This is a genomic window from Mesorhizobium sp. M0136 (genome assembly GCF_040322515.1).
GTDB lineage: Bacteria > Pseudomonadota > Alphaproteobacteria > Rhizobiales > Rhizobiaceae > Mesorhizobium.
This window is the reverse complement of the sequence record NZ_JAMYTP010000006.1, coordinates 225,848-249,154: the sequence shown is the minus strand read 5'-3', so window position 1 is coordinate 249,154 and position 23,307 is coordinate 225,848. Positions and strand designations below refer to the sequence as shown.

Annotated in this window: 23 protein-coding genes; 9 read left to right on the top strand and 14 right to left on the bottom strand. The window is 62.7% G+C overall.

Going from position 1 to position 23,307, the window contains the following annotated elements:
• Positions 1–18: 18 nt before the first annotated feature.
• The 3 genes from NKJ35_RS09980 to NKJ35_RS09970 are packed head-to-tail and all read left to right on the top strand — an operon-like array spanning position 19 to position 4,125.
• Positions 19–1,908: an ABC transporter ATP-binding protein gene (locus tag NKJ35_RS09980; protein ID WP_352508142.1), complete on the top strand. Its 1,890-nt coding sequence runs from the start codon at positions 19–21 to the stop codon at positions 1,906–1,908.
• Positions 1,905–3,788, top strand: a complete 1,884-nt coding sequence (locus NKJ35_RS09975; RefSeq protein WP_352646597.1) for an ABC transporter ATP-binding protein — start codon at positions 1,905–1,907, stop codon at positions 3,786–3,788. The genes NKJ35_RS09980 and NKJ35_RS09975 overlap by 4 nt, the downstream gene beginning before the upstream one ends.
• Before the next feature lie 22 nt (positions 3,789–3,810).
• Positions 3,811–4,125 (top strand): DUF6665 family protein, encoded by a 315-nt coding sequence (locus tag NKJ35_RS09970; protein ID WP_352646595.1) that lies wholly within the window; start codon positions 3,811–3,813, stop codon positions 4,123–4,125.
• Positions 4,126–4,152: 27 nt separating this feature from the next.
• On the opposite strand, the gene NKJ35_RS09965 is transcribed toward NKJ35_RS09970, so the two are convergent.
• Complete coding sequence (locus NKJ35_RS09965) at positions 4,153–4,509, bottom strand: cupin domain-containing protein (protein ID WP_352508140.1); 357 nt, start codon at positions 4,507–4,509, stop codon at positions 4,153–4,155.
• 280 nt (positions 4,510–4,789) lie between these two features.
• Here NKJ35_RS09965 and petA point away from each other — a divergent pair, with 280 nt between their 5' ends.
• The 4 genes from petA to NKJ35_RS09945 all read left to right on the top strand — a co-directional run bounded on the left by petA (position 4,790) and on the right by NKJ35_RS09945 (position 8,390).
• A complete protein-coding gene (gene petA / locus NKJ35_RS09960) occupies positions 4,790–5,350 on the top strand; it encodes a ubiquinol-cytochrome c reductase iron-sulfur subunit (RefSeq protein ID WP_352477980.1) in 561 nt (186 codons plus the stop codon).
• A gap of 16 nt (positions 5,351–5,366) precedes the next feature.
• Positions 5,367–6,668, top strand: coding sequence for a cytochrome b (locus tag NKJ35_RS09955; RefSeq protein ID WP_254819179.1), 1,302 nt, complete (start codon positions 5,367–5,369; stop codon positions 6,666–6,668).
• 89 nt (positions 6,669–6,757) lie between these two features.
• Positions 6,758–7,630, top strand: coding sequence for a cytochrome c1 (locus NKJ35_RS09950; protein WP_352646594.1), 873 nt, complete (start codon positions 6,758–6,760; stop codon positions 7,628–7,630).
• Positions 7,631–7,844: 214 nt separating this feature from the next.
• Complete coding sequence (locus NKJ35_RS09945; RefSeq protein WP_254819181.1) at positions 7,845–8,390, top strand: adenine phosphoribosyltransferase; 546 nt, start codon at positions 7,845–7,847, stop codon at positions 8,388–8,390.
• A gap of 43 nt (positions 8,391–8,433) precedes the next feature.
• On the opposite strand, the gene NKJ35_RS09940 is transcribed toward NKJ35_RS09945, so the two are convergent.
• The 6 genes from NKJ35_RS09940 to NKJ35_RS09915 all read right to left on the bottom strand — a co-directional run bounded on the left by NKJ35_RS09940 (position 8,434) and on the right by NKJ35_RS09915 (position 13,294).
• A complete protein-coding gene (locus tag NKJ35_RS09940; RefSeq protein ID WP_352646592.1) occupies positions 8,434–8,904 on the bottom strand; it encodes a MaoC family dehydratase in 471 nt (156 codons plus the stop codon).
• A complete protein-coding gene (locus NKJ35_RS09935) occupies positions 8,901–9,362 on the bottom strand; it encodes a MaoC family dehydratase (protein WP_352477973.1) in 462 nt (153 codons plus the stop codon). Before NKJ35_RS09935 ends, NKJ35_RS09940 begins: the two co-directional genes overlap by 4 nt.
• Positions 9,363–9,494: 132 nt before the next feature.
• On the bottom strand, positions 9,495–10,469 hold the full coding sequence (corA, locus tag NKJ35_RS09930) for a magnesium/cobalt transporter CorA (protein WP_352477971.1): 975 nt from the start codon (positions 10,467–10,469) through the stop codon (positions 9,495–9,497).
• A gap of 218 nt (positions 10,470–10,687) precedes the next feature.
• A complete protein-coding gene (ychF, locus tag NKJ35_RS09925; RefSeq protein ID WP_352646589.1) occupies positions 10,688–11,791 on the bottom strand; it encodes a redox-regulated ATPase YchF in 1,104 nt (367 codons plus the stop codon).
• Between the two features lie 109 nt (positions 11,792–11,900).
• Positions 11,901–12,626 carry an aminoacyl-tRNA hydrolase gene (gene pth / locus NKJ35_RS09920; RefSeq protein WP_352646587.1) on the bottom strand — a complete coding sequence of 242 codons (726 nt, stop codon included), beginning with the start codon at positions 12,624–12,626 and terminating at the stop codon, positions 11,901–11,903.
• A gap of 23 nt (positions 12,627–12,649) precedes the next feature.
• A complete protein-coding gene (locus NKJ35_RS09915) occupies positions 12,650–13,294 on the bottom strand; it encodes a 50S ribosomal protein L25/general stress protein Ctc (protein ID WP_352646586.1) in 645 nt (214 codons plus the stop codon).
• A 389-nt stretch (positions 13,295–13,683) separates the two neighbouring features.
• On the opposite strand from NKJ35_RS09915, the gene NKJ35_RS09910 reads away from it, so the two are divergent.
• Positions 13,684–14,946, top strand: a complete 1,263-nt coding sequence (locus tag NKJ35_RS09910; protein WP_352646584.1) for a flavin-containing monooxygenase — start codon at positions 13,684–13,686, stop codon at positions 14,944–14,946.
• A gap of 126 nt (positions 14,947–15,072) precedes the next feature.
• Here the strand turns inward: NKJ35_RS09910 and NKJ35_RS09905 are convergent, their stop codons facing one another.
• The gene (locus tag NKJ35_RS09905) at positions 15,073–16,308 is read right to left on the bottom strand and encodes an MFS transporter (protein ID WP_254819189.1); all 1,236 of its coding nucleotides are present in this window, start codon (positions 16,306–16,308) and stop codon (positions 15,073–15,075) included.
• Between the two features lie 131 nt (positions 16,309–16,439).
• On the opposite strand from NKJ35_RS09905, the gene NKJ35_RS09900 reads away from it, so the two are divergent.
• On the top strand, positions 16,440–17,306 hold the full coding sequence (locus NKJ35_RS09900; RefSeq protein ID WP_352477962.1) for an AraC family transcriptional regulator: 867 nt from the start codon (positions 16,440–16,442) through the stop codon (positions 17,304–17,306).
• 114 nt (positions 17,307–17,420) lie between these two features.
• Here NKJ35_RS09900 and NKJ35_RS09895 read toward each other — a convergent pair whose 3' ends face one another.
• From NKJ35_RS09895 to lgt, 6 genes are all read right to left on the bottom strand, one after another.
• Entirely contained in the window at positions 17,421–18,356 is a 936-nt protein-coding gene (locus NKJ35_RS09895) for a ribose-phosphate pyrophosphokinase (protein WP_254819191.1), read from the bottom strand.
• Between the two features lie 254 nt (positions 18,357–18,610).
• Positions 18,611–19,231, bottom strand: coding sequence for a hypothetical protein (locus NKJ35_RS09890; protein ID WP_352508129.1), 621 nt, complete (start codon positions 19,229–19,231; stop codon positions 18,611–18,613).
• Between the two features lie 54 nt (positions 19,232–19,285).
• The gene (locus NKJ35_RS09885) at positions 19,286–20,437 is read right to left on the bottom strand and encodes a M24 family metallopeptidase (RefSeq protein ID WP_023678425.1); all 1,152 of its coding nucleotides are present in this window, start codon (positions 20,435–20,437) and stop codon (positions 19,286–19,288) included.
• Complete coding sequence (gene pgeF, locus NKJ35_RS09880) at positions 20,437–21,225, bottom strand: peptidoglycan editing factor PgeF (protein WP_352646582.1); 789 nt, start codon at positions 21,223–21,225, stop codon at positions 20,437–20,439. The genes NKJ35_RS09885 and pgeF overlap by 1 nt, the downstream gene beginning before the upstream one ends.
• A 139-nt stretch (positions 21,226–21,364) precedes the next feature.
• Positions 21,365–22,453 carry a class I SAM-dependent methyltransferase gene (locus tag NKJ35_RS09875; RefSeq protein ID WP_352646581.1) on the bottom strand — a complete coding sequence of 363 codons (1,089 nt, stop codon included), beginning with the start codon at positions 22,451–22,453 and terminating at the stop codon, positions 21,365–21,367.
• Complete coding sequence (lgt, locus tag NKJ35_RS09870) at positions 22,450–23,301, bottom strand: prolipoprotein diacylglyceryl transferase (RefSeq protein WP_352646579.1); 852 nt, start codon at positions 23,299–23,301, stop codon at positions 22,450–22,452. The genes NKJ35_RS09875 and lgt overlap by 4 nt, the downstream gene beginning before the upstream one ends.
• Positions 23,302–23,307: the final 6 nt, after the last annotated feature.

Genomic DNA, 23,307 nt, shown 5'->3' with positions numbered 1-23,307 from the left:
GAAATTGTGAGCATCAAAATGTTTAGCTGGTTTGAAAAAAGGCTCGATCCGTTCCCTGCCAAGGAGCCGGTCGAGCCGCCGCGGACACTGATCGCCTTCTGCGTGCATTACACGCGCGGCGCATGGCCCTACATCGCTCTCGATGCGGTACTGGTGACGGCCATCGCCCTTGCCGAGGTGTGGATGTTCGGCTTCATGGGCCGGATCGTCGACTGGCTGTCCGGACAGAATCGCGAGACGTTCCTGCAGACCGAAGGCTTGAAGCTGGCCGGCATGGCCTTCATCGTGGTTTTCGCGCTGCCGGCAACGGTCTGGTTCCATTCGCTGCTCAACCAGCAGACGCTGATGGGTAATTATCCGATGCGTATCCGCTGGCAGGTGCATCGTTACCTGCTCAAGCAGTCGATGAGCTTCTATCAGGACGAGTTTGCCGGGCGCATCGCGACCAAGCTGATGCAGACAGCGCTCGCCGTGCGCGAGTGCGTGATCAAGCTCATCGATGTGCTCAATTATATCGTCGTCTATTTTCTCGGCATGCTGTTCATTGTCGGCTCGGCAGACTGGCGGCTGGCTGCGCCGCTTGCCGTCTGGCTTGCCGGCTATGTCCTGCTGTTGCGCTATTTCATCCCGCGACTGGGCAAGGTCGGCGAGGAGCAGGCCAATGCGCGCTCGACCATGACTGGCCGTGTCGTCGACAGCTACTCCAATATTCAGACGGTCAAGCTGTTCTCGCATGCGCGCCGCGAGGCATCCTTCGCCAAGGACGGTATGGCCGGCTTTCTCGACACCGTTTACCGATCGATGCGGTTGGTGACGCAACTCTACGGCCTGCTCTATGTCCTGAATTCGCTGCTGTTGTTTTCGGTCGCCTCGATCTCGCTGTGGCTGTGGCTCGGCCAAGCCGTGACGATCGGCGCTGTCGCCCTGGTCATCGGCCTCGTGCTGCGGCTCTGGGGCATGTCGCAATGGATCATGTGGGAGATGTCCACGCTGTTCGAGAATATCGGCACGGTGCAGGACGGCATCGCCTCGATCTCGCTGCCGCGCCTCGTCGAGGATCGGCCTGGTGCCAAGGATATTGCCGTGACCAAGGGCGAGATCCGTTTTGAGGACATCCGCTTCCACTACGGCAAGCAGAAGGGTGTGATCGAAAGCTTGTCGCTGACGGTGAAGCCGGGCGAGAAGGTCGGCATCGTCGGTCGATCGGGTGCCGGCAAGTCGACGCTGGTCAATCTTCTGTTGCGCTTCTACGACCTCGAAAGCGGCAAGGTCCTGATCGACGGCCAGGACATTGCGGCAGTGACGCAGGACTCGCTGCGGGCCCAGATCGGCATGGTCACGCAGGACACCTCGCTGCTGCATCGCTCGGTACGCGAGAACATTCTCTACGGCAGGCCGGACGCCAGCAACGAGATGCTGATCGAGGCGGCGCGGCGCGCCGAGGCGCTGGATTTCATTGCCGGCTTGTCGGATTCGAACGGCCGCAAGGGTTTCGACGCGCATGTCGGCGATCGCGGCGTCAAATTGTCCGGCGGCCAGCGGCAACGCATCGCTATAGCCCGTGTCATGCTGAAGGACGCGCCGATCCTCATTCTCGACGAGGCGACCTCCGCTCTCGATTCCGAGGCCGAGGCGGCCATCCAGGAGAATCTCTACAAACTGATGCAAGGCAAGACCGTCATCGCCATTGCGCACCGGCTGTCGACGATCGCGGCCATGGACCGGCTCGTGGTCATGGACAAGGGCCGAGTCATCGAGGAAGGTTCGCATGAGGAACTCGTTGCCAAAGGCGGGCTCTACGCCCAGCTCTGGCAACGTCAGTCGGGCGGATTCCTGCTCGACGACGGCCCTTCTGCCAACGATGCAGCCGCCAACGATGCAATCGCCAAGGGTGAAGCCGCCGAATGATGACTGCCATCTACCGCTGGTTCGAGAACTGGGTCTATCCATTCCGGGAGCCCGCGGACCTTCGGCCACCTGCCGGCGTCAGGGGTTTCCTCTGGCATTACGTCGGGCAGGCGAAGATCGCCTTCTTCGCCATGCTGGTGATCGGCGGCATCGCGCCGCTGGTCGAAGCCGGACTGTTCTATTTCGTCGGGCGGCTGGTCGACATCCTCGACCAGCTTCCCGGCGAACGCAGCTGGCACGCGCTGTGGACTGCCGCCGGCCCGGAACTTGTCTTCATGATCGCGGTGGTGCTGGTCATCCGCACCATTGTCGTCGGTCTGTCGGCGCTGGTCGACGAGCAGACGATCACGCCGGGTTTCTATAATCTGGTGCGCTGGCAGGCGCATCGCCATGTCTCGCGCCAATCCTACGCCTTCTTCCAGAACGACTTTGCCGGGCGTATCGCGACCAAGGTCTGGCAGGCGGGACAGGCGACCGGCGATCTGATGGAAAGCTTCATCGAGGTCGTCTGGTTCATGGTCGTCTATACGGTGACGACGCTGGCGCTGGTCGCCGGGCTCGATCTCCGGCTGGCGGTGCTGGTGGTGATCTGGATTACCGCCTTCGGCTTGCTGGCCAGGCGCTATTTGCCGGCAATCCGCAAACATGCCGAAGCGACCGCCGAAGCCGGCTCGATGATCACCGGCCGCCTTGTCGATTCCTATTCGAACGTGCAGACGCTGAAACTGTTCTCGGCCGATGGCGACGACCACTACATCAGGAACGGCTTCGACATCTATCTCGACGCGCTGCGCCCGTTCACCCGCAGGCTGACCGGCGTGCGCATGGCGCTGACGATGCTGTCGGGCAGCATGATCACGGCGATCGCGTGCTTCGCCGTTTACCTCTGGGTCGAGGGTTCGATCACAGTCGGCGCCGTGGCCTTCACGCTGTCTTTGGTGCTGCGGCTGAACATGCTGCTCGGCCGGCTGATGATGCAGCTCAACGGCATCTTGCGTAACCTCGGCGTGCTGGAGAACTCCAAAGCGCTGATCTCACAGCCGCTCGGCCTGACCGATGCGCCGGACGCGAAAGAGCTTGTCGTCGGCGGCGGGCGCATCGACGTCAGCAATGTCGAGTTCCACTACGGCAAGGGGTCCGGCGTGCTCAACGGCATCGACCTCGTCGTGCGGCCGGGCGAAAAGGTCGGCCTGGTCGGCCCGTCCGGCGCCGGCAAGACGACCTTGGTCAATCTGATCCTGCGCCTCTACGACCTCGAGAGCGGCAAGATCACCATTGACGGACAGGACGTCTCCAGGGTTACGCAGAATTCGCTGCGCGCCAATATCGGCGTCGTCAGCCAGGATACGGCACTTTTCCACCGCTCGCTCCGCGACAACATCAAGCTCGGCATGCCGGAAGCGACCGACGCCGACGTGATCGCGGCAGCGAAGAAGGCCGAGGCGCACGAGTTCATCCTCGGTCTGCGCGACAATCGCGATCGTATCGGCTACGAGGCCTATGTCGGCGAGCGCGGCGTCAAGCTCTCCGGCGGCCAGCGCCAGCGCGTGGCGATCGCCCGCGTCTTCCTCAAGGATGCACCGATCCTGGTGCTCGACGAAGCGACCTCGGCGCTCGATTCCGACATCGAGGCGGCGATCCAGGAAAATCTGGCAAGGCTGATGGAAGGCAAGACGGTCATCGCCATCGCGCATCGGCTGTCGACCATTGCGGCACTCGACCGGCTGGTGGTGCTCGACGGGGGCCGCATCGTCGAGCAAGGCACGCATGACGAGCTGGTCGGGCTCGACGGGCTCTATGCCAGGCTGTGGAAGCGGCAGTCCGGCGGCTTCCTGTTCAACGAGGAGAGCGCGCTGGCCGAGACCCGGCCGGCGGAGTAGTTTCTAAAAACCGGAGTAGACCATGGCGGTGAGAATGCCATCGAATTTCGGACGGTCCGGCGCGCAGGAGAGCGCCTTGGACCTGCTTGGCCATGAAATCCTCGGCGAGAAGGCGGCCGCGCTCGGCCGCGCCGGCCGGCGCGTCGAGGAAACATTGACGAGGCTGCGCGAGAATCGCGACAGTGTCGACCGTGCCCGGCTGCTCAGGGATGCAGCCGAAGCGGTGCACGGGTATTTCATCCAGCGCGAACTCTGCGGCCTGCGCAAGCACGACGCGGTGATCCGGGAATACAACATTCCCAAGGCCGTGCTGGCCAGGCTCGGCGCCAGCGGATGATCCGAACCGGAACTGATTTGGGAAGCGTTATTCCAGCCACTCTGTGATGAAGCTGCCGTTCTCGTGTATGTCGGTGGTTTCCAGCGGGCCTGGCCCGAGATTGGTGAATTTGTGCGGCGTGTTCGGCGGTACGACCAGGATCTGGCCGGCTGTGGCCTCGATCTGCCGGTCGCCGACGGTGAACAGACCGGTCCCGGTTCGGATGATGAAAATCTCGCAATAGGGATGGCTGTGCAGCCTCGGGCCGCCGCCAGTCTCCGGCAGGTAGTTAAAGATCAGGCAACTGCTGGAACCGTAAGGCCCGCATTGCAACTCGCCTTGCCAGTGGTCGGGCCAGCGGTCGGGCGCTTTGGCCCATTTGTCGCGGTCGATGACATGCGCCATGGGGCGAGGATAAACCGGGCGAGCGTCCGCTGTCGAGGTGAACGCAGCCGTTTGGTTTTGCTGCTGTTTTCCAATCGTTCCGCTGGGCAAATTACGCCCCCGCGACAATCTGCCCTTGTGCCTTCGCCCGTCTGGACAAAAACAGGCTTCACGCATAAACCCAAGTCCCAAATGCCGGAGGAATTCGCTAGCCTGTTCGCCATGCGCTGTCGGGCCGGCGCGATTGAGCGGGGAACAAGCTCGGCCGCCGGCACGGAAGAGGCGAAAGGATCAGGCACCCGTGAGCGCAACCGACACCCAGGATCCCAACCGTCGTGATTTTCTCTACGTCGCCACCGGCATGGCCGCGGTGGTCGGCGCGGGCGCCGTTGCTTGGCCGTTCATCGACCAGATGCGTCCGGATGCCTCGACGCTGGCGCTTGCCTCGGTCGAGGTCGACGTTTCGTCGTTGACGCCAGGAATGTCGCTCGTCGTGAAGTGGCGCGGCAAGCCGGTGGTCGTGCGCAACCGCACCGAAAAAGAGATGAAGGACGCCGAGGCGGTCAATCTCGCCGAGCTCAAGGACCCAATCGCTCGCAATGCCAACCTGCCGGCCGACGCGCCGGCGACCGACGCCAATCGAACCACGCCGGGCAAGGAAGCCTGGATGGTGATGGTCCAGGTCTGCACCCATCTCGGCTGCATCCCGCTCGGCCAGGAAGGCGATTTCGGCGGCTGGTTCTGCCCATGCCACGGTTCCGTATACGATACCGCCGGCCGCATCCGGAAGGGGCCGGCGCCGGAGAACATGGCAGTACCGGTGTTCCAATTCGTTTCCGACACCAAGATCCGTATCGGCTGAGGCAGGGGATATTTCCATGAGCGAGGGACACTCGACCTATACGCCCAAGTCCGGCATCGGACGCTGGTTCGATTCGCGCATGCCGCTGCCGCGGCTGGTCTATGACAGCTTCATCGCCTATCCGGTGCCGCGCAACCTGAACTATGCCTGGACCTTCGGCGGCATCCTTGCGCTTATGCTGGCGGCGCAGATCCTGACCGGTATCGTGCTGGCCATGCACTATGCAGCCGACAGCACTCTCGCCTTCGATTCGGTCGAGAAGATCATGCGCGACGTGAATTCGGGCTGGCTGCTGCGCTATCTTCATTCCAACGGCGCGTCGTTCTTCTTCGTCGCCGTCTACATCCATATCTTCCGTGGCCTCTACTACGGCTCCTACAAGGCGCCGCGTGAGCTGCTGTGGATCCTCGGCTGCATCATCTACCTGCTGATGATGGCGACCGGGTTCATGGGCTATGTGCTGCCCTGGGGCCAGATGAGCTTCTGGGGCGCCACCGTCATCACCGGCTTCTTCACCGCCATTCCGCTGGTCGGCGACTGGATCCAGCAGCTTTTGCTCGGCGGCTTCGCGGTCGACAATCCGACGCTGAACCGCTTCTTTGCGCTGCACTACCTTTTGCCGTTCATGATTGCCGGCGTCGTCGTGCTGCACATCTGGGCGCTTCACGTCGTCGGCCAGAACAATCCGACCGGCATCGAGGTCAAATCGAAGACCGACACGCTCGCCTTCACGCCTTACGCGACCATAAAGGACGGGTTCGGCATGATCGTGTTCCTGTTCGTCTTCGCCTATTTCGTGTTCTACCTGCCGAATTATCTCGGCCATCCCGACAATTACACCGTGGCCAACCCGCTGAAGACGCCGGCCCACATCGTGCCGGAATGGTACTTCCTGCCGTTCTACGCGATCCTGCGCGCCATCACCTTCAATATCGGGCCCATCAACTCCAAGCTCGGGGGCGTGCTCTGCATGTTCGGCGCGATTGTCATGCTGTTCCTGGTGCCGTGGCTCGACACCTCGAAGGTGCGCTCGGCAGTCTACCGGCCCTGGTACAAGCTGTTCTTCTGGCTGTTCGTGGCCGACGCCATCCTGCTCGGCTGGCTGGGCTCGCAGCCGGCCGAGGGCAGCTATGTATTCATGGCGCAGATGGCGACGCTGTTCTATTTCGCCTTCTTCCTGGTAGCGCTGCCGGTGCTCGGGCTGATCGAAAAGCCGCGACGGCTGCCGAATTCGATCACCGAGGCGGTGCTCGAGAAGAACAAGGGCGGCGGCGGACATCCTGCCGGTGCCACGACCGCGCCGGAAACCAAGGGCTGAGCATGATCCCGAAAAGTGGAAACCGGTACTCGGACAAGGTCATGCTCGAGACGATGACAGCGCGTCAGAGAATCTCAAGGGGAATTGGCATGAAAAAGATTCTCTCCTCGCTGGCGCTGCTTGGCCTTGTGGCCGCGGGCATGGGTGCCGCAAGCACTGGAGCCAGCGCCCAGGAAGAGGCGCACAATGAGGCGGCGCCGACGCATTTCCCGATACACGAACCGAAGGAAATGGACTGGAGCTTCGCCGGGCCATTCGGCACCTACGACAAGGCCCAGCTGCAGCGCGGGCTGAAGGTCTACAAGGAAGTCTGCTCGGCCTGCCATTCGATGAATTTGGTGGCGTTTCGTACGCTGGAAGGCCTTGGCTATTCGGATGCGCAGATCAAGACGCTGGCGGCCGAATATACGATCCGTGACGGCCCGAACGATGCCGGCGACATGTTCGACCGCCCCGGCAAGCCGTCCGACCATTTCCCGGCGCCATTCCCAAATGTCGAAGCGGCAGCGGCGGCAAATGGCGGCGCAGCACCGCCCGACATGTCGCTGCTGGCCAAGGCGCGCGGGGTCGAGCGCGGCTTCCCGCGCTTCGTGTTCGACATCTTTACGCAATATGCGCAGGGCGGCCCCGACTACATCCACTCGCTGCTGACCGGCTACGACCAGCAGCCGCCGGCAGGCATGGTCATACCGGAAGGCACGCACTACAATCCGTACTTCCTGTCCGGCGTGTCGCTGAAGATGCCGAAGCCGCTCTCCGACGGCCAGGTTACCTATGATGACGGCGCGCCGCAGACGGTCGACCAGTACTCGCGCGACGTGTCAGCGTTCCTGATGTGGGCGGCCGAGCCGCACCTCGAGGACCGCAAGAAGACCGGCTTTCGCGTGCTGGTCTTCCTGCTGCTGTTCGGTGCGCTGGTCTACCTGACCAAGCGCAAGGTGTGGGCCGGCGTGGCGCACTGAGCCCTGCGATATACGAGAATGCGAGGGCGTCGAAAGGCGCCCTTTTCATTGCAGGCATGTCGATTGATCGTAGCCGACGCTGAGCAAGGCCCTTTGCCGGACAATTTTCCGTCAGGCATCACATGGCGGTAGCCGGACTTGGCGGCGCCGGGTTACGATTGGCCCATTCCTTTCACGCCTTCAGCCGAATCTGAATAGCCCGGAGAGCCGCTCGATGAAATCCTCGCTCGAAGAGACGCTGCTTGCCGCGATCCGCACCATTCCGGATTATCCCAAGCCGGGCATCCTGTTTCGCGACATCACCACGCTGCTCGGCAATGCGCGGGCCTTCCGCCGCGCCATCGACGAACTGGTGCATCCCTATGCCGGCCTGAAGATCGACAAGATCGCCGGCATCGAGGCGCGCGGCTTCATCCTCGGCGGCGCCATCGCCCACCAGCTCTCGGCCGGCTTCGTGCCGATCCGTAAAAAAGGCAAGCTGCCTTACGAGACGGTGCGCGTCGCCTACAGCCTGGAATACGGGCTGGACGAGATGGAGATGCATAAAGACGGTGTTTCTCCAGGCGAGAAGGTAATCCTCGTCGACGATTTGATCGCCACCGGCGGCACGGCCGAGGCGGCCGTCAAGCTATTGCGGCAGATCGGCGCCGATATCCTCGCCGCCTGCTTCGTCATCGACCTGCCGGACCTTGGCGGCCGAGAGAGGTTAGAGGCGCTCGGCGTACCGGTGAGGACGCTGATCGGGTTTGAGGGGCATTGAGCGGTTCTTCCTTCTTCCCTGGGGGAGAGGGGAAGAACTCCGCTCACTCCACCTTCACCAGCACGGCACTTTCGAATTCGATGACCTTGTCGCCGGTCGAATCGAAGGCCTCTGAGCGGAGCGTCAGCAGCCGCCAGCCCGGTCGCGAGGCGATGGGGCGATGGGCCAGCGCGGTGCGGGTGAAAGTCACGGTTTCCCCGGCATAGACAGGTTTGGGCCATTTGAGGTTCTTGAAGCCGGGCGAGGGACCGAATTCCGGAACCGGCCCGGGGCCGGGCCAGCGGGCGACCTCTGCCTCCATGCCAGCCTGGAGGTTCAATTTCATCCAGGTGGCGGCGGTGTGCCAGCCCGAGGCGCAGAGCCCGCCGAATATGCTGTTCTTCGCCGCCTCTTCGTCGACATGGAATATCTGCGGGTCGTATTTGCGGGCGAACGCCTTGATCGCCTCCGGTTCGAATCGATGTGAACCGAGCGTGACGCTGATACCGATGCAGAAGAATTCGTCGAGGCTCACGCACTTCCCTCGCGGGTGAGGAACATGACGGTGTTTTCGAGCTCGAAAACACCTTCGCCGCGCTGGTTGAACAACTCGCTGCGCATGGTCACCAGGCCAAGGCGGGGCTTCGATCTGGACAGTCGCTTGGCAAGGACGGTGGTGCTGCCGCTCAACAGGTCGCCGGCCAGGACCGGCCGTTTCCATTTGACCTGGTCGACGCCTGGCGCGCCCTGGGAGGTCGAGTCGAGCAGGAAGGCATCGCACAGCATGCGCATGAACATGGCGCAGGTGTGCCAGCCCGAAGCCGCCAGCCCGCCGAGGATGCTGGCCTTGCCCGCGGCCTCGTCGAGATGCATCGGCTGGGCATCGAACTCGTCGGCGAATTCTATGATTTCAGCGGCGCTTACCAGCTTGGTGCCGAGGTCGAGCGAAGCGCCCTCGACAAAATCCTCATAAGCCCAGGTCTTTGTGGTCATGGTCTGGAAATCCTGTTCAGGATTGTACAATCGCTACGCGTCGGGTCCCGGATGCAGGCAGGGCGGCATTTGGTCAAGCAATTTCTGGTGCGCCAGCCTGCTGTGCCCAAGCCGTAGCGCGCATTGACGACCCTATAGCCAGCCGCGACGGCGGAAATACCAGAAGGGCAGGATTGCCGAAAGCACCATCATGCCGATGGCGAAGGGATAGCCAAAGTGCCATTTGAGCTCAGGGATGATGTCGAAATTCATGCCGTAGATTGAAGCGACAAGCGTCGGCGGCAGGAAGATGACAGCGGCGACGGAGAAGATCTTGATGATGGCGTTCTGCTCGATCGAGATCATGCCCAGCGTCGCGTCGAGCAGGAAGCTGATCTTCTGCGACAGGAAGGTGGCGTGGTCGGCAAGCGACAGCACGTCGCGCGACAACGTTTTGATGCGGGCGCGGGTATCCTTGCTCATCTTGGTCTGAGTGGAGGCATGGGCGAGGAAGCCGGCAAGGCGCTGCAGCGAGATCAGGCTGTCGCGGACCGAGGAGGCGAGGTCCTCCTTGCGGCCAATGCCTTTCAACAGTTCCTGGAAGTCACGGTTGCGCTTGGAAACCTTGGTCGAGCGTGCCTCGAAGATGTCGCGCGAGATCGCCTCGACGTCGCGGCCGGCGCGCTCCAGAATGTCGGCGAGGCGGTCGACGATTGCCTCCAGCAGGCCGATCAGGATGGTGTCGCCGCTGGTGCAGCCGGTCGCCACCTTCTCGGCGCGCAGCGGAAAGGTCTTGAACGCCTTCGGCTCGTGGTAACGCACGGTGATCAGCCTGCTGCCGGCGAGCACGAAGGTGACCGGCGACATCAAGGGATCATCCAGTTCGGTCTGAGCCGGCAGAATGGCGGTCATGAAGTAGGCGCCGTCCTCGACGTAGAGACGGCTAGAGATCTCGATCTCCTCCATCTCTTCCCGGGTCGGAACGGCAATGCCGAGCCAGGTCTCGATCGTGGTCTCTTCTTCCTTTGTCGGGCTGAGAAGGTCGACCCAGACGACAGCATCGCTGTTTTGCAGGAGATCGTCGACAAGGCGCAGGCGATCATTGTCGACGACGAAGGCCTTGATCATCGCCGGTCTCCCTTGCTGTTGCTAAAGAGGGTTTCGTTCGGAAGGGGCGCGTCACTCAGATCGCACTGACATAGCCACGTGAGGCTCGAGACCAGCGCAGAGGCCCCTTAGACCGGCCGTGACGTGCCGTCAAGCAGCGGCAAGACGCCGCCGCGATGCCTGTTATGAAGTTGTGACCGAGCGACAGCCATTGTGGAGGCCGGGCGGGTCTCGCCGGGTCAGGTGTTGAATTTGAACAGCATGATGTCGCCGTCCTGGACGACATACTCCTTGCCTTCGTCGCGCGCCTTGCCGGCCTCCTTGGCCGCCACTTCGCCGCCCAGCCTGACGAAGTCGTCATAGGCGATGGTCTGGGCGCGGATGAAGCCGCGCTCGAAATCGGTGTGGATGACGCCTGCCGCTTGCGGCGCCTTGGCACCCTTGTGCACGGTCCAGGCGCGCGTCTCCTTGGGGCCGACGGTGAAATAGGTGATGAGCTGCAAAAGCTCGTAGCCGGCGCGGATCACCTTGTTCAGGCCGGGTTCGTCCAGGCCGAGCGTTGCCAGGAATTCCATTTCCTCTTCGTCCGAGAGCTGGGCGACTTCGGCCTCGATCGCCGCTGAAATCACGACAGTGCGGGCACCTTGCGCAGCGGCCGTCTTCTCGACCGCCCTGGTATGCGCGTTGCCGGTGGCGGCGTCGGCTTCCGCGACGTTGCAGACGTAAAGCACCGGGTGTGAGGTCAAGAGATTCAGCCCCTGCAGGATGCGCAGATCCTCACCCGAGATGCCGTTGAGCAGGATGCGGGCGGGCTTGCCGGCCTGCAGCAGTTCGAGCGCCGCTTCCATCATCGGAAGTACGGTCGCTGCTTCCTTGTCCTTGCCGGCGGCACGCTTGCGGATCTGCACGATGCGGCGCTCGAGGCTGTCGAGGTCGGCGAGCATCAGTTCGGTTTCGACCGTCTCGGCATCGGCGACAGGATCGATGCGGCCCTCGACATGGGTGATGTCGTCATCCTCGAAGCAGCGCAGCACATGGACGATGGCGTCGACCTCACGGATGTTGGCGAGGAATTGGTTGCCAAGCCCTTCGCCTTTCGAGGCGCCACGCACCAGGCCGGCAATGTCGACGAACGAGATGCGGGTCGGGATGATCTCTTTCGACTTGCCGATCGCGGCGATCTTCTGCAGGCGCGGGTCGGGCACCGCCACCTCGCCGGTGTTCGGTTCGATGGTGCAGAACGGATAATTGGCGGCCTGTGCCGCCGCCGTTCTGGTCAACGCATTGAAGAGCGTCGACTTGCCGACATTGGGCAAGCCAACGATGCCGCATTTGAAACCCATTTTTGTCTGGTCCTATCGGGAAATCGAATTTGATCAGGGCTATGGGCGAAAGCGCCGATGATCGTCAAGCCCTGAGCACTTATGCCCGCGGCGCTGACGGCGCCATGGCTCAGTCCTTGCCGCCAAAAAGCTTCTTCAGCATGGCCGCCATCGGGCCGGTTTCGGGCAGCTTGGCCGCCGGCTGCTGCGGCCGCGCCTGGCGGACGTGGCTTTGTGCCTTTGGCGCCTTGGGCGGCCGGCGGTCGTCGTCGCCCGTCGGCGTGAGCTTGTCGCGCAAGGCCAGCGTCACGCGGTTCATGAAGGAATTGTCGTCGCCCTCGGCAAGCAATCCGGCACCGTCGGCGATTGCGTCGAGCAGCACGTCCAGCCATTCGCGGTCGGCCTTGGCGAAATCGCCGAGCACATGGCCATGCACCATTTCCTTGACGCCGGGGTGGCCGACGCCGATGCGCACACGGCGAAAATCCTTGCCGACGTGCTGGTCGAGCGAGCGGATGCCGTTGTGGCCGCCGGAACCGCCACCGACCTTGACGCGCACCTTGCCGGCAGCAAGGTCGATCTCGTCGTAAAAGACAGTCAGCGCCGAAGGGCCGAGCTTATAGAAGCGCAAGGCTTCGCCGACCGACTGGCCGGACAGGTTCATGAAGGTCTGCGGCTTGATCAGGATCACCTTTTCGCCGGCAAGCGTGCCTTCGGCGATCAGACCCTGGAATTTCTTCGACCAGGGCGAAAAGGAATGGCGGCGGGCGATCGCGTCCGCCGCCATGAAGCCGACATTGTGCCGGTTGCTGGCGTATTTCGCGCCCGGATTGCCGAGGCCTGCAAAGACAAGCATCGTCGCCTCCGGGCGGGAAGGGGTTACTTCTCTTCGGCGGCAGGAGCCGCTTCGGGCGCCGCCGCTTCAGTCGTCTCTTCTACCGCCTCCGGCTTCATCGCCGAGGAGCCGGCAATGGTGGCGATGGTGAAGTCGCGGTCGAAGATCACCGGCTTGACGCCGGCCGGCAAGGTGACGGCCGAAATGTGGATCGAATCGCCGATATCGGTGCCGGTGAGATCGATGGTGATGAAATCCGGGATCGCATTGGCCGGGCAATGGAACTCGACCTCGTGGCGCACGATGTTGAGCACGCCGCCGCGCTTGATGCCGGGCGACTTGTCCTCATTGATGAAGTGCACTGGCACATCAACATTGACTTCGGTGTCCTTGCCGATGCGCAGGAAATCGACGTGGACCGGAAAATCCTTGACCGGGTCGAGCTGAAAATCCTTGGGCAAAACCTGGATCTTGTTGCCGTCGACATCGATCGTGGCGACCGTGGTTAGAAACCCGCCGCCATGGATCTTGTAGTAGATGTCCTTATAGGTCAGCGCAATTGCCAGGGGAGGCTGCTTGTCGCCGTAAATCACTGCAGGCACTTTACCGTTGCGGCGAACTGCACGGGCGGACCCCTTACCGACCTGTTCGCGCGCTTCGGCCTTGAGCTCGTAAGTATCGTGGCTCATGGCATTTCCTTTCGCGTTGTTCTGGAGCGTTCGCGGCCAGCGTGGCTGGGCCGTAAACGTCGAAAGCCGCCGGGTGGGGCGGCCTTCCGCCGCGTTGCCTCCAAGGGTGTCTACGCGGGTGGCGGCTCTATAGCGGAAGGCGGCGCGAGGTGCAAGCCAAAGGCAGGTATGAGCAGCATCTCACTGAATTTCGGCTTTGCGCCCTTGGCGGACGTTCAGTTGACAAACTTCCGCACAGGCGCGACTTACACGAGACACGACATCTTAGTCATCGCCACGCCAAGTGTTGTCATGTTCGATTTGTCAAGCCTGAGAGCAAGCCGTACTGGAAAGCGAACCGTTTACTGATTTCACGAAGTACAATGGGGTGACAGTCAGAGGGGAACGCAATGACGAGCGCAACGGACATTCTTGATGCCGTCGTCATCGGTGCCGGCTGGGCGGGGCTAGGTGTCAGTCATGCGCTGATGCAGCGCGGCTTACGTCACAGGGTGCTGGAGCGACATCGCATCGGTGAGACCTGGCGGACCCAGCGTTGGGACTCATTTCGGATAAATACCGCGAACATCCAAACGGTCATGCCCGGGGATAGCTATGTCGGCTCCGATCCCGACGGCGCAATGACAAGCGGCGAGTTTGTCGCGATGTTGGAGGACTATGCCCGCCGTCATGCCCTCCCGGTGGAAACCGGTACGCCGGTGACCGACCTTGTTGCGAGCGACGGCCTGTACCGGCTTACCATTCCGCGCGGTTCCCTGTGTGCGAGAAATGTGGTGATCGCCAGCAGTAACCAGAACTGCCCGGTGCGCCCGTCCTTCTCCGCTTTGTTGCCGCCCGAAGTCCGGCAGATCGACGCATCAGCCTACCGCAACGCATCCGGTCTCGACAGTGGAGCGGTGTTGGTGGTCGGTAGTGCCCAGTCGGGAGGCCAAATCGCCGAGGACTTGGCCCAAGCGGGGCGAACTGTGTTTCTCGCAACGAGCCGAGTCGGCCGGCTGCCCCGAACGTATCGAGGTCGTCACATCAGTGTCTGGCTGGTTCTTAGCGGACTGCTAGACGTGACGCGCAAGGAAATACTTGAACAGGGCCCAATCCCAGGAAGGCCGCTGCAAGGAGCGCTCCATACGATCAGCCTGCAGTCCCTCAGTGCGCAAGACGTCGTCGTACTGGGTCGGCTCACGGGCGTCGACGACGGCTGCCTCTCGTTCAGCGACGAGGCGGAAGCGCATGTTCGCCATGCGGACGAGGGCTCCGCCAGAGTTCGAAGCCAGATCGACGATTATATCGCGCGCAACCGAATCGATGCCCCCGAGGCTGAGCCGGACCCGGCGGAGACGATTGAAGCGCGTCTGCCCAATCCACCGATCCGATCAATTGATCTCGCGGCGCGGGGGATCACAACGGTGATCTGGTGCACCGGTTTCACTGGGGATTTCGGATGGGTGCGCGTTCCCGATGTGCTCGATCCACACGGCCAACCACTGCACGAGAACGGGTTTGCGAGCGTCCCGGGTGTGTATTTTGCCGGGCTGCCTTTTGCAATCACCCGGCGGTCGGGCACAATATTGGCAATTGCGGAGGAAGCAGCCCTGGTGGCCGACGATATCCAGCGTCGTTTGGTAAGGATCGCCTCCGACCTCCCGATTCAGTGATCCCGACCGCAGACGAATCTCATCCGGTCGGCGGCTCTCTCCTCTCGCGAGATTTGAGCCATTCAAGATGAATGGCCGCGGAAGGTTAAAAGCCGAGGTTCAACCCGACGTGTCACCTGCTCGTGGTCAATGCTCCACCTTCCTGGCTTTCCGCATGTTCGGTAAGAACACCGTCAGTAGCCCGAGCAGCGGCAAATACGAGCAGACCTGGAAGACGAAATCGATGCCCTTCATGTCGGCGACGACGCCAAGCACGGCGGCGGCGATGCCGCCCATGCCGAAGGCGAAGCCGAAGAAGATGCCGGCGATCATGCCGACGCGGCCGGGCACCAGTTCCTGGGCGAAGACGACGATGTTCGAGAAGGCCGAGGACAGGATCAGGCCGATCAGCACGGTGAGAACCATCGTCCACTCGAAATTGGCGTAGGGCAGGGCCAGCGTGAAGGGCAGCACGCCGACGATCGAGAACCAGATCATCGCCTTCTGCCCGTAGCGGTCGCCAAACGGGCCGCCGAGCAGGATGCCCAGGGCCGAGGCGCCGAGGAACAGGAACAGCATGACTTGCGACATCTGCACCGAAACACCGAACTTATGAATGGAATAGAAGGTGTAGTAGCTGGCAAGGCTGGAAATATAGGCGTTCTTGGTCAGTACCAGCAGCGTCAGCACCAGCAGCGCTCCCATCACCTTGCGGCGCGGGAAGGGCGAGACGAAACCTGCCGCCTTGCGGGTGCCCTGTGCGGCACGCAGGCGGCTGTACCAGCCGCCGACCTGCCACAGCACGATGATGCCGATCAGCGAGCCGCCGGCGAACCAGGCGATGCTGGTCTGGCCGAAGGGCACGACGATGAAGGCTGCCAGCAGCGGCCCCATAGCCTGGCCGAAATTGCCGCCGACCTGGAACAGCGACTGCGCAAGACCGAACCGGCCGCCGGAGGCGAAGCGGGCGATGCGCGAGGATTCCGGATGGAAGATCGCCGAGCCGATACCGATCAGCGAGGCGCCGATGAGGAGCAGGAAATAGTGTCCGGCGTAGGCCAGCACGACCAGTCCGATCAACGAGGAGGCCATGCCGTAGGGCAGCGAATAAGGCATCGGCCGCTTGTCGGTGATCATGCCGATCACCGGCTGCAGCAAGGATGCCGTCACCTGGAAAGTGAAAGTCAGGAGGCCGATCTGCCAGAAATCGAGACCGTAATTGTCCTTCAGCAGCGGATAGATCGCCGACAGCAGCGACTGCATGATGTCGTTGATGCAATGGCAGAAGCTCACCGCCAGGATGACGGTGAAGGCCGTCGCCTGAGCTGAGATGTGGCCGGCCGCTGCCGGCTCGCCCTCGGCGGTTGCTGTGGTATCTGTCAAGGCATGCTCCGTGGTCTTTTTTGGCGGGCACTTCCGCACGCGGTCTTATGGGGCTGGCTGCCTTATACGTTGCTTGTCACGCGACTTCTTTCGTGGTTTGGTCCAATAGTTTCGCAAGTGGGCCATAGCTGATGCCGCATGGCAGGGAAATGTTCAAAGCGGGCGACGGTGATCTCGGGTTGTTGCATGAGCGTCGCTGGCAATGGCTGGAGCAGGCCGTTGGGCCGGCAGTGGCGCTGCCGACCGAATATCCGGACGGCTACCATGTGCCACGGCACCATCACAGCCGCAGCCAGTTGCTGCACGCGCTGGTCGGGGTCGTGCTGGTAACGACGCGGCATGGGCGCTGGATGGTGCCTCCCGACCACGCGATGTGGATCCCCGCCGGCACCGAACATTCCGTCGAGATGCTGGGCGACGTCAGCATGCGGTCCGTCTATGTGATGCCGGAGGCCATTCCCGGCCTGCCGGACGGGTTGCGCGTCGTCGGTATCACCGATCTGATGCACAGCCTGATCGTGGAATCGGAAAAGCTGCCACAGGGCGCCGAGTTGGAGGGGCGGGGCGGGCTGATCATGAAGCTCCTGCTGCACGAAATCCCGAACCTGCCGGAACGGCCGCTCGGACTGCCGTTCCCGTCCGACGCAAGACTGGCAGCGCTGTGCCGGCGCTTCGTCTCGGCACCGTCACCGCATGCGACGATCGACCAATGGGCCGCTATCGTTGGCATGAGCCGCCGCTCTTTCACCCGCGCGTTCCACCGCCAGACGGGATTGTCGCTGTCGACCTGGCGTCAGCAGGCCTGTCTGTTCGCGGCGCTGCCACGGCTGGCCGACGGCGAGCCGATCACAAGGGTGGCGCTCGATCTCGGCTATGACAGCGTGCCGGCGTTCATCACCATGTTCAAGCGCATGCTGGGAGCCTCGCCACGCGGTTACATGCGGGGCGCCCGTGATGCTGGCGAAGGTGCGGCGAATAAACGGTCCGGCTCGGCCTGAGTCGCAGCCCTGAAGCGCGTAGCGTTCGACCGGCCTCATGCGACGCGCTTTGGATTCTTGTTTTTATGCATGTCGTTATCGCAAAACCGCTGCACAGTTTTGCGCGGACATGCATTAATCGAACAGGCTCGACACCGATTCCTCGGTCGCCGTGCGTGAGATTGCCTCGCCCATCAATTCGGCGATAGAGATGACGCGGATATTGGCGGCGTCGAGCACTGCCTGCGTCGGCTGGATGGAATCGGTGATGACCAGTTCCTGCAGTTTCGAGGCGCCGATGCGGGCGATGGCGCCGCCGGACAAAACGCCATGGGTAGTGTAGGCGGTGACACTGGTGGCGCCGTCGGCAAGCAGCGCATCGGCTGCATTGCACAGCGTGCCGCCCGAATCGATGATGTCGTCGATCAACAGGCAATCCTTGCCGCGCACGTCACCGATGACGTTCATGACTTCCGATTCGCCGGGGCGCTCGCGGCGCTTGTCGACGATGGCGAGCTGGGCATCGATGCGCTTGGCGAGGGCGCGGGCGCGGACCACGCCGCCGACATCCGGCGAAACCACCATGACATTGGCAAGCTGCTTGTATTTCGCCTTTACGTCGCGGGCCATGACCGGCACGGAAAACAGATTGTCGGTCGGGATGTCGAAGAAGCCTTGAATCTGGCCGGCATGGAGATCCAGGGTCAGCACCCGGTCAACGCCCGCCCTCGTGATCATGTTGGCGACCAGTTTGGCCGAGATCGGTGTGCGGCCCGAGGCACGGCGATCCTGCCTGGCATAGCCGAAATAAGGAATAACCGCAGTGATGCGCTTGGCCGAAGAGCGCATGAAGGCGTCGATCATGATGAGCAGTTCCATCAGATGATCGTTGGTCGGGAACGAGGTGGACTGCAGGATGAAGACGTCCTCGCCGCGCACATTCTCCTGGATCTCGACGAAGATTTCCTGGTCGGCGAAGCGCCTGACGCTGGCCTTGCCCAGCGGAATGTTGAGGTAGCGGGCGACTGATTCGGCCAGCACCCTGTTGGAATTGCCCGCGAAGAGCTTCATGCACCGTTCCTGGCGAAGGATTGAGAGACTCCGATAGCACTCCAGCCTCTTAGTCGGGCTTTTAGCGGCCCGCGCCGGTATTGCAAGCGTCGTGAATGGGAATCCGCCGGCTAATCTCAATAAACGCTTACGGCTTGACGATGCGGCGATAGGTCCACTTCGATGCCGACCGAATTCGGGGATAGCTCTATCTTTCAGTCTGAGCATGGTCTTTTCCGAAAACCGGATTCACTTTTCGGAAATCATGCTCCAGATCAGCCGGCGCCGCCGCCAAGCCAGGTGGCGAACTGGTCGATTGTCTGGTCGGCAATTGCCTGCATGGTCGCCGGGGCGACCGCCGCCCAGCCTTCGCCGCCGCCGACAGAGGGCGCCTTCTGCTGGCCGTTGATGCGATGCAGCCGGTTGCCGGCCGGGTCATAGATGTCCCAGACGTAGATGACGGTGGTGTCCTTGCCTTCCGTCATGGTCGAGAAATAGCCCTTGAGCACATGCGTTGGGGTCTGGTCGGTGCTGCCGGCCAAGGTGATGCCGCGCTGCCTGGCGCGTGTCTGAAGCTCGGCGGTCAGCGGTGTCGCGGCTTCTACCGAGGCGCCGACGATCGGCGCCACCTGCAGCCGGGTCCGCGCAATGGCAGCCGCGCTTTTGGCGGGCGGCACGGCTACTGCAGCCGAAGGCTGCGCTGTATCTGCAGTTTGCGCGGTGCCGGCAGGCCGAGCCGGAGTTGCGGGGGGCGTTGCGGCACTTCCGGCTCCGGAGAGCGATTGTGTCGATTGCGGGGCAATGGCCGACGGTTCGAGAACGTCCTTCGCATTGGTGCAGGCCGCCAGCGCCAGCGCCACGAGCAATGACACGGTCGTCACATGCGATCGTCTCATTGGTCTGAAAACTCCTTGGCGACGAACGCCCCTCACACTCTTTCCATTATGGATTCACTGCACGATCAAGTCGAGATCATGGCGGGACAGCGGCTTCGGCTGGGATTCGGTGGTCAGATAGGTGCGGCCAAGCGTCATCGCGGTTTCGGTTTCGGAGTCCATGATGATCATATGGGCGAACAGCGTCATGTTCGGCGCAATCGGTTCGGGATTACCCTGATAGAACATCGGCATGTCCATCCAGGACGGGGTGAAGCGGGCGCCGAGCGAATAGCCGCAGGCATTGAGCCGGTGCTTGGTCAAATTGTGGGCTTCGAGGGTGCGGGCATGGGCGTCGAACACGTCGCCGAACGTATTACCGGGCGTCATCGCCTTCTCGACTGCAAGTAGCGCGGCGCGGGCGGCATCGAACAATTCCTGGTGGCGTTTCGATACCTTGCCAGTCAACACCGTGCGCATCATTGCCGCATGGTAGTGGTGGAAGACACCAGCCCATTCGAGCGTCAGCTGGTCGTTCTTGGTGAGCTTGCGGCGACCGGCCTTGTAGCGGCAAAGCAGGGCGTCGACGCCGGAGCCGATGATGAACTCGTTGGCCGGATAATCGCCGCCGCCGGCAAAGATCGCACCTTGCATGGCCGCGAGGATCAGCGCCTCATCGCCGCCCTGCTTGATCAGCGGCAGTGCTGCGTCCAGCGCGTCGTCGGCCAGATTTGCGGCTTTTTCCGCCTTGGCGATTTCTGCCGGGCTCTTGAACAGCCGTAGCCGACTGACAATGCCGGAGGCATCCGCGATCTGCCCGAAGGTCTGCAACTGCTCGTCGAGGCGCCGGCCATTATAGGCCGTCAGGCCGTGGGTGTCGTATTCGACGCCGATGCGGGCGCCGAGCAGGTCGAGTTCGTTGAGCAGATTGCGCAGGTCGACCGCCGGATTGGCGCCGTTGCGGTCCGTCCACAAAACGATGTTGTCGATGATCGAGGTGTGGCGCGCCTGGCGCAAGTCGGCCGAACGCGTCAGCAGCACCATCGAGCCGTCGGCCTTGACCACCAGGCACTGGAAAAAGCAGAAGCCGAAGGTGTCGTAGCCGGTTAGCCAATACATGCTTTCCTGGGCGAACAGCAGGACGGCGTCGAGCTTCTTTTCGGCGATCTCTATCATCAGTCGATCGCGCCGCGCGTCGAATTCCGAGCGTTCGAAATGCAGCGCCATCAGTCAGCCTCCAAAACGATTGCCGAAACCTGCCGCCCGTAGTCGGGCTCGTTGCGATGCGTGCTGCGCCGATAGGAGTAGAAAAGCTCTTCCTCGGCATAGGTGCAGCGGCCAAGTCCTTCGGCGTTGACGCCAGCCTTGGTCAGCCGGTCGACCGTGTAGCGGTTGAGATCGAACATCGCGTGTCCGGCATTTGCGGAGGGCGCGAAATAGCGAGCATTGCCGGCATCGGCGTCGACGAAACGGGCGACGAATTCCGGTCCGACTTCGTAATTCCGTGGGCCGATCGAAGGACCGAGCACTGCGACGATGCGGTCGCGCCGGGCGCCGAGGCTTTCCATTGCCGCGATGGTGTTTTCCAGCACTCCGGTAAAAGCGCCTTTCCAGCCGGCATGGGCGGCGCCGATAATGCGCGCCCCGGCGTCGGCGAAGAGGACCGGTCCGCAGTCGGCGGTCGAGGCACCGACGGCAATGCCCGGCCGGTCGGTGACAATGGCGTCGGCCTTGGGCCGCTCGCCGGCAAAAGGCTCCCTGGCAATGACGACGTCCGGCGAATGAACCTGGTGAGCGGTCAGCAGATGGTTTGCAGGCACGCCCATCCATTCGGCGACCCGGCGGCGATTTTCGCGCACCAGCGTCTGGTCGTCGTTCGAGCCGGTGCCGATGTTGAGGCCCCGGTAGATGCCGCTGGAAATGCCGCCGACTCGCGTGAAGTAGCCGTGGCGGATGCCTTGCGCCGTTTCCAGCAAGGGCGACCGAACGGGATCCGGTTTGGTCTGATTCAGCATGGCGGCTTTGTTGTCCGTATGAGCGATTTCGTCAAGCGAGTTGAAGGGGCGCAGTTGAAGGCTGGTCGGTTGAAGGCCGGCGCAGTTGATGTCGGGCGCTAGTCGGAGACGGGAGAGTGAGAGAGGCGGCAGCGAAAAGTCAATCCGTGCTTGGAAACGGCGGAACCGCAATGCCGGCGGGGAGGACAGCAAGCACCTTGAAGAGTTCGCCCATGGCCTGGGGGCCGGCGAGGCGCTCGACGTCGGCCGCGATCTTTTCGCGAGCTGCCTCATCGGCATTGGCGCCAAGCCGGCCAGCCCGTTCGAGAAGCCCCATCTTGAGCAGGAATTCACCTTGCATGAAGAGGTGGGCATCGAGGCCGTGTGCCCGAACGGTGGCCGCGAGGGCGGCGAAATCGACATGGGCGGTGAGATCGGCCTGCCCCGGATTGGCCAGCACGTCCTCATGACCGTGCTTGCGCAAGGCCTGCAAGGTGTCGCCGATCCCGGGCTGGAGGTGACCGTAGTCGAGAAAAAGGCCGGCGCCGCCAAATCCGGCAAGTCGCCCGGCGATTGCCGCCATAAGGGCAGCGCGGGCTGGCGCCACCTCGACGATGGCACCTTGCGGCGCATTCTCGGCACCCTCCGGCAGCAGCATCGGGTCGAGCGAGCCGGCGCCGACGAAAAAGCGCAGCCGGTTCGCATCGTCGAGACCGATCATCCGTTCGCGCCAGCCGGCTCCAGCGCGGACGAACTGCCGGATGGGCACCGCGTCAAACAGCTCGTTACCAACAATCAGAAGCGGCCCCTGCGGCAGCGTCTCGACGGCCTCATGCCAGGCGATGGTGGCCGACGTCCCGGCAAGCGTCCGTTTCTGGACCTCGGTCAACCGCGGACTGGTCTCGATCAAGGCGAACGATGCGCTGGCGGTAAGCGTCGGATCGAGCCGCGAAAGCGTGCGCAGCATATCTCTCATCAGCGTGCCGCGGCCGGGGCCGATTTCGGCGATGGCGACCGGCGTCGGCCGGCCGATCGCCAGCCATGCCTGGTAGAGCCAGACAGTGACCAGCTCGCCAAACATCTGGCTGATCTCCGGCGCGGTGACGAAGTCGCCGGCGGCGCCAAACGGCTCGCGTGTCGTATAATAGCCGTGCTGCGGGTCGAACAGGCAGAGCGCCATGTATTCGCTGATGGGGATCGGTCCCACCGCACCGATCAGCTCGGCGATGCGGGTCTTCAGCCGCGTCATGCCGGCTGCGGTTTTGTCACCGGCTTGGCTGTAGCCATCGCCCAGATGCCGGCCAGCACCATCGGCAGTGACAGCACCATTCCCATGGTCAGCCAACTCGTGCCAAGGAGGTAGCCAAGCTGCTGGTCGGGCTCGCGAAAGAATTCGACGAAGATGCGCGAGGCGCCATAGCCGGCGATGAAGGCGCCGCCGACGAAGCGCGGCGTCTTCAGCTTGAGCCTGGAATGGGTGAGGAAGCGCAGGACCAGGAACAGCACCAAGCCTTCGAGCAGCGCCTCATAGATCTGGCTCGGATGGCGTGCAAATGGGCCGCCATTGGGGAATTCGAATGCCCATGGCACGTCGGTCGGCCGGCCCCATAGTTCGGAATTGATGAAGTTTGCCAGGCGAACGAGGCCAAGCCCTACCGGCACGCCGGCGGCAACCACGTCGAACAGCGACCATGTGCGGATGCCGCGAGACCAGGAAAACAGCGTCATGGCGAGAATGACGCCGAGCAGGCCGCCATGAAACGACATGCCGCCCTGCCAGACGGCGACGATATCGAGCGGATTGGCAATGTAGCGCGGCAGGTCGTAGAACAGCACGTAGCCGGTGCGTCCGCCGAGCACCACACCGATGGCTGCCCAGACGATGAAGTCGTCGAGGTCGACGGGCTTCATCGGCAGGGTGCCGTCGGGCCACAGTTTTGGGTTGGTGACGAGGCGCTTGGCATACCACCAGGCGAACAGAATGCCGACGATATAGCCGACGCCGTACCAATGCACCGCCAGTGGTCCGATCCGGATGATGACCGGGTCGATATTGGGAAAGGGCAGGGCGGCCAGTGGCAGCAAATATTCGCTCAACAGGGT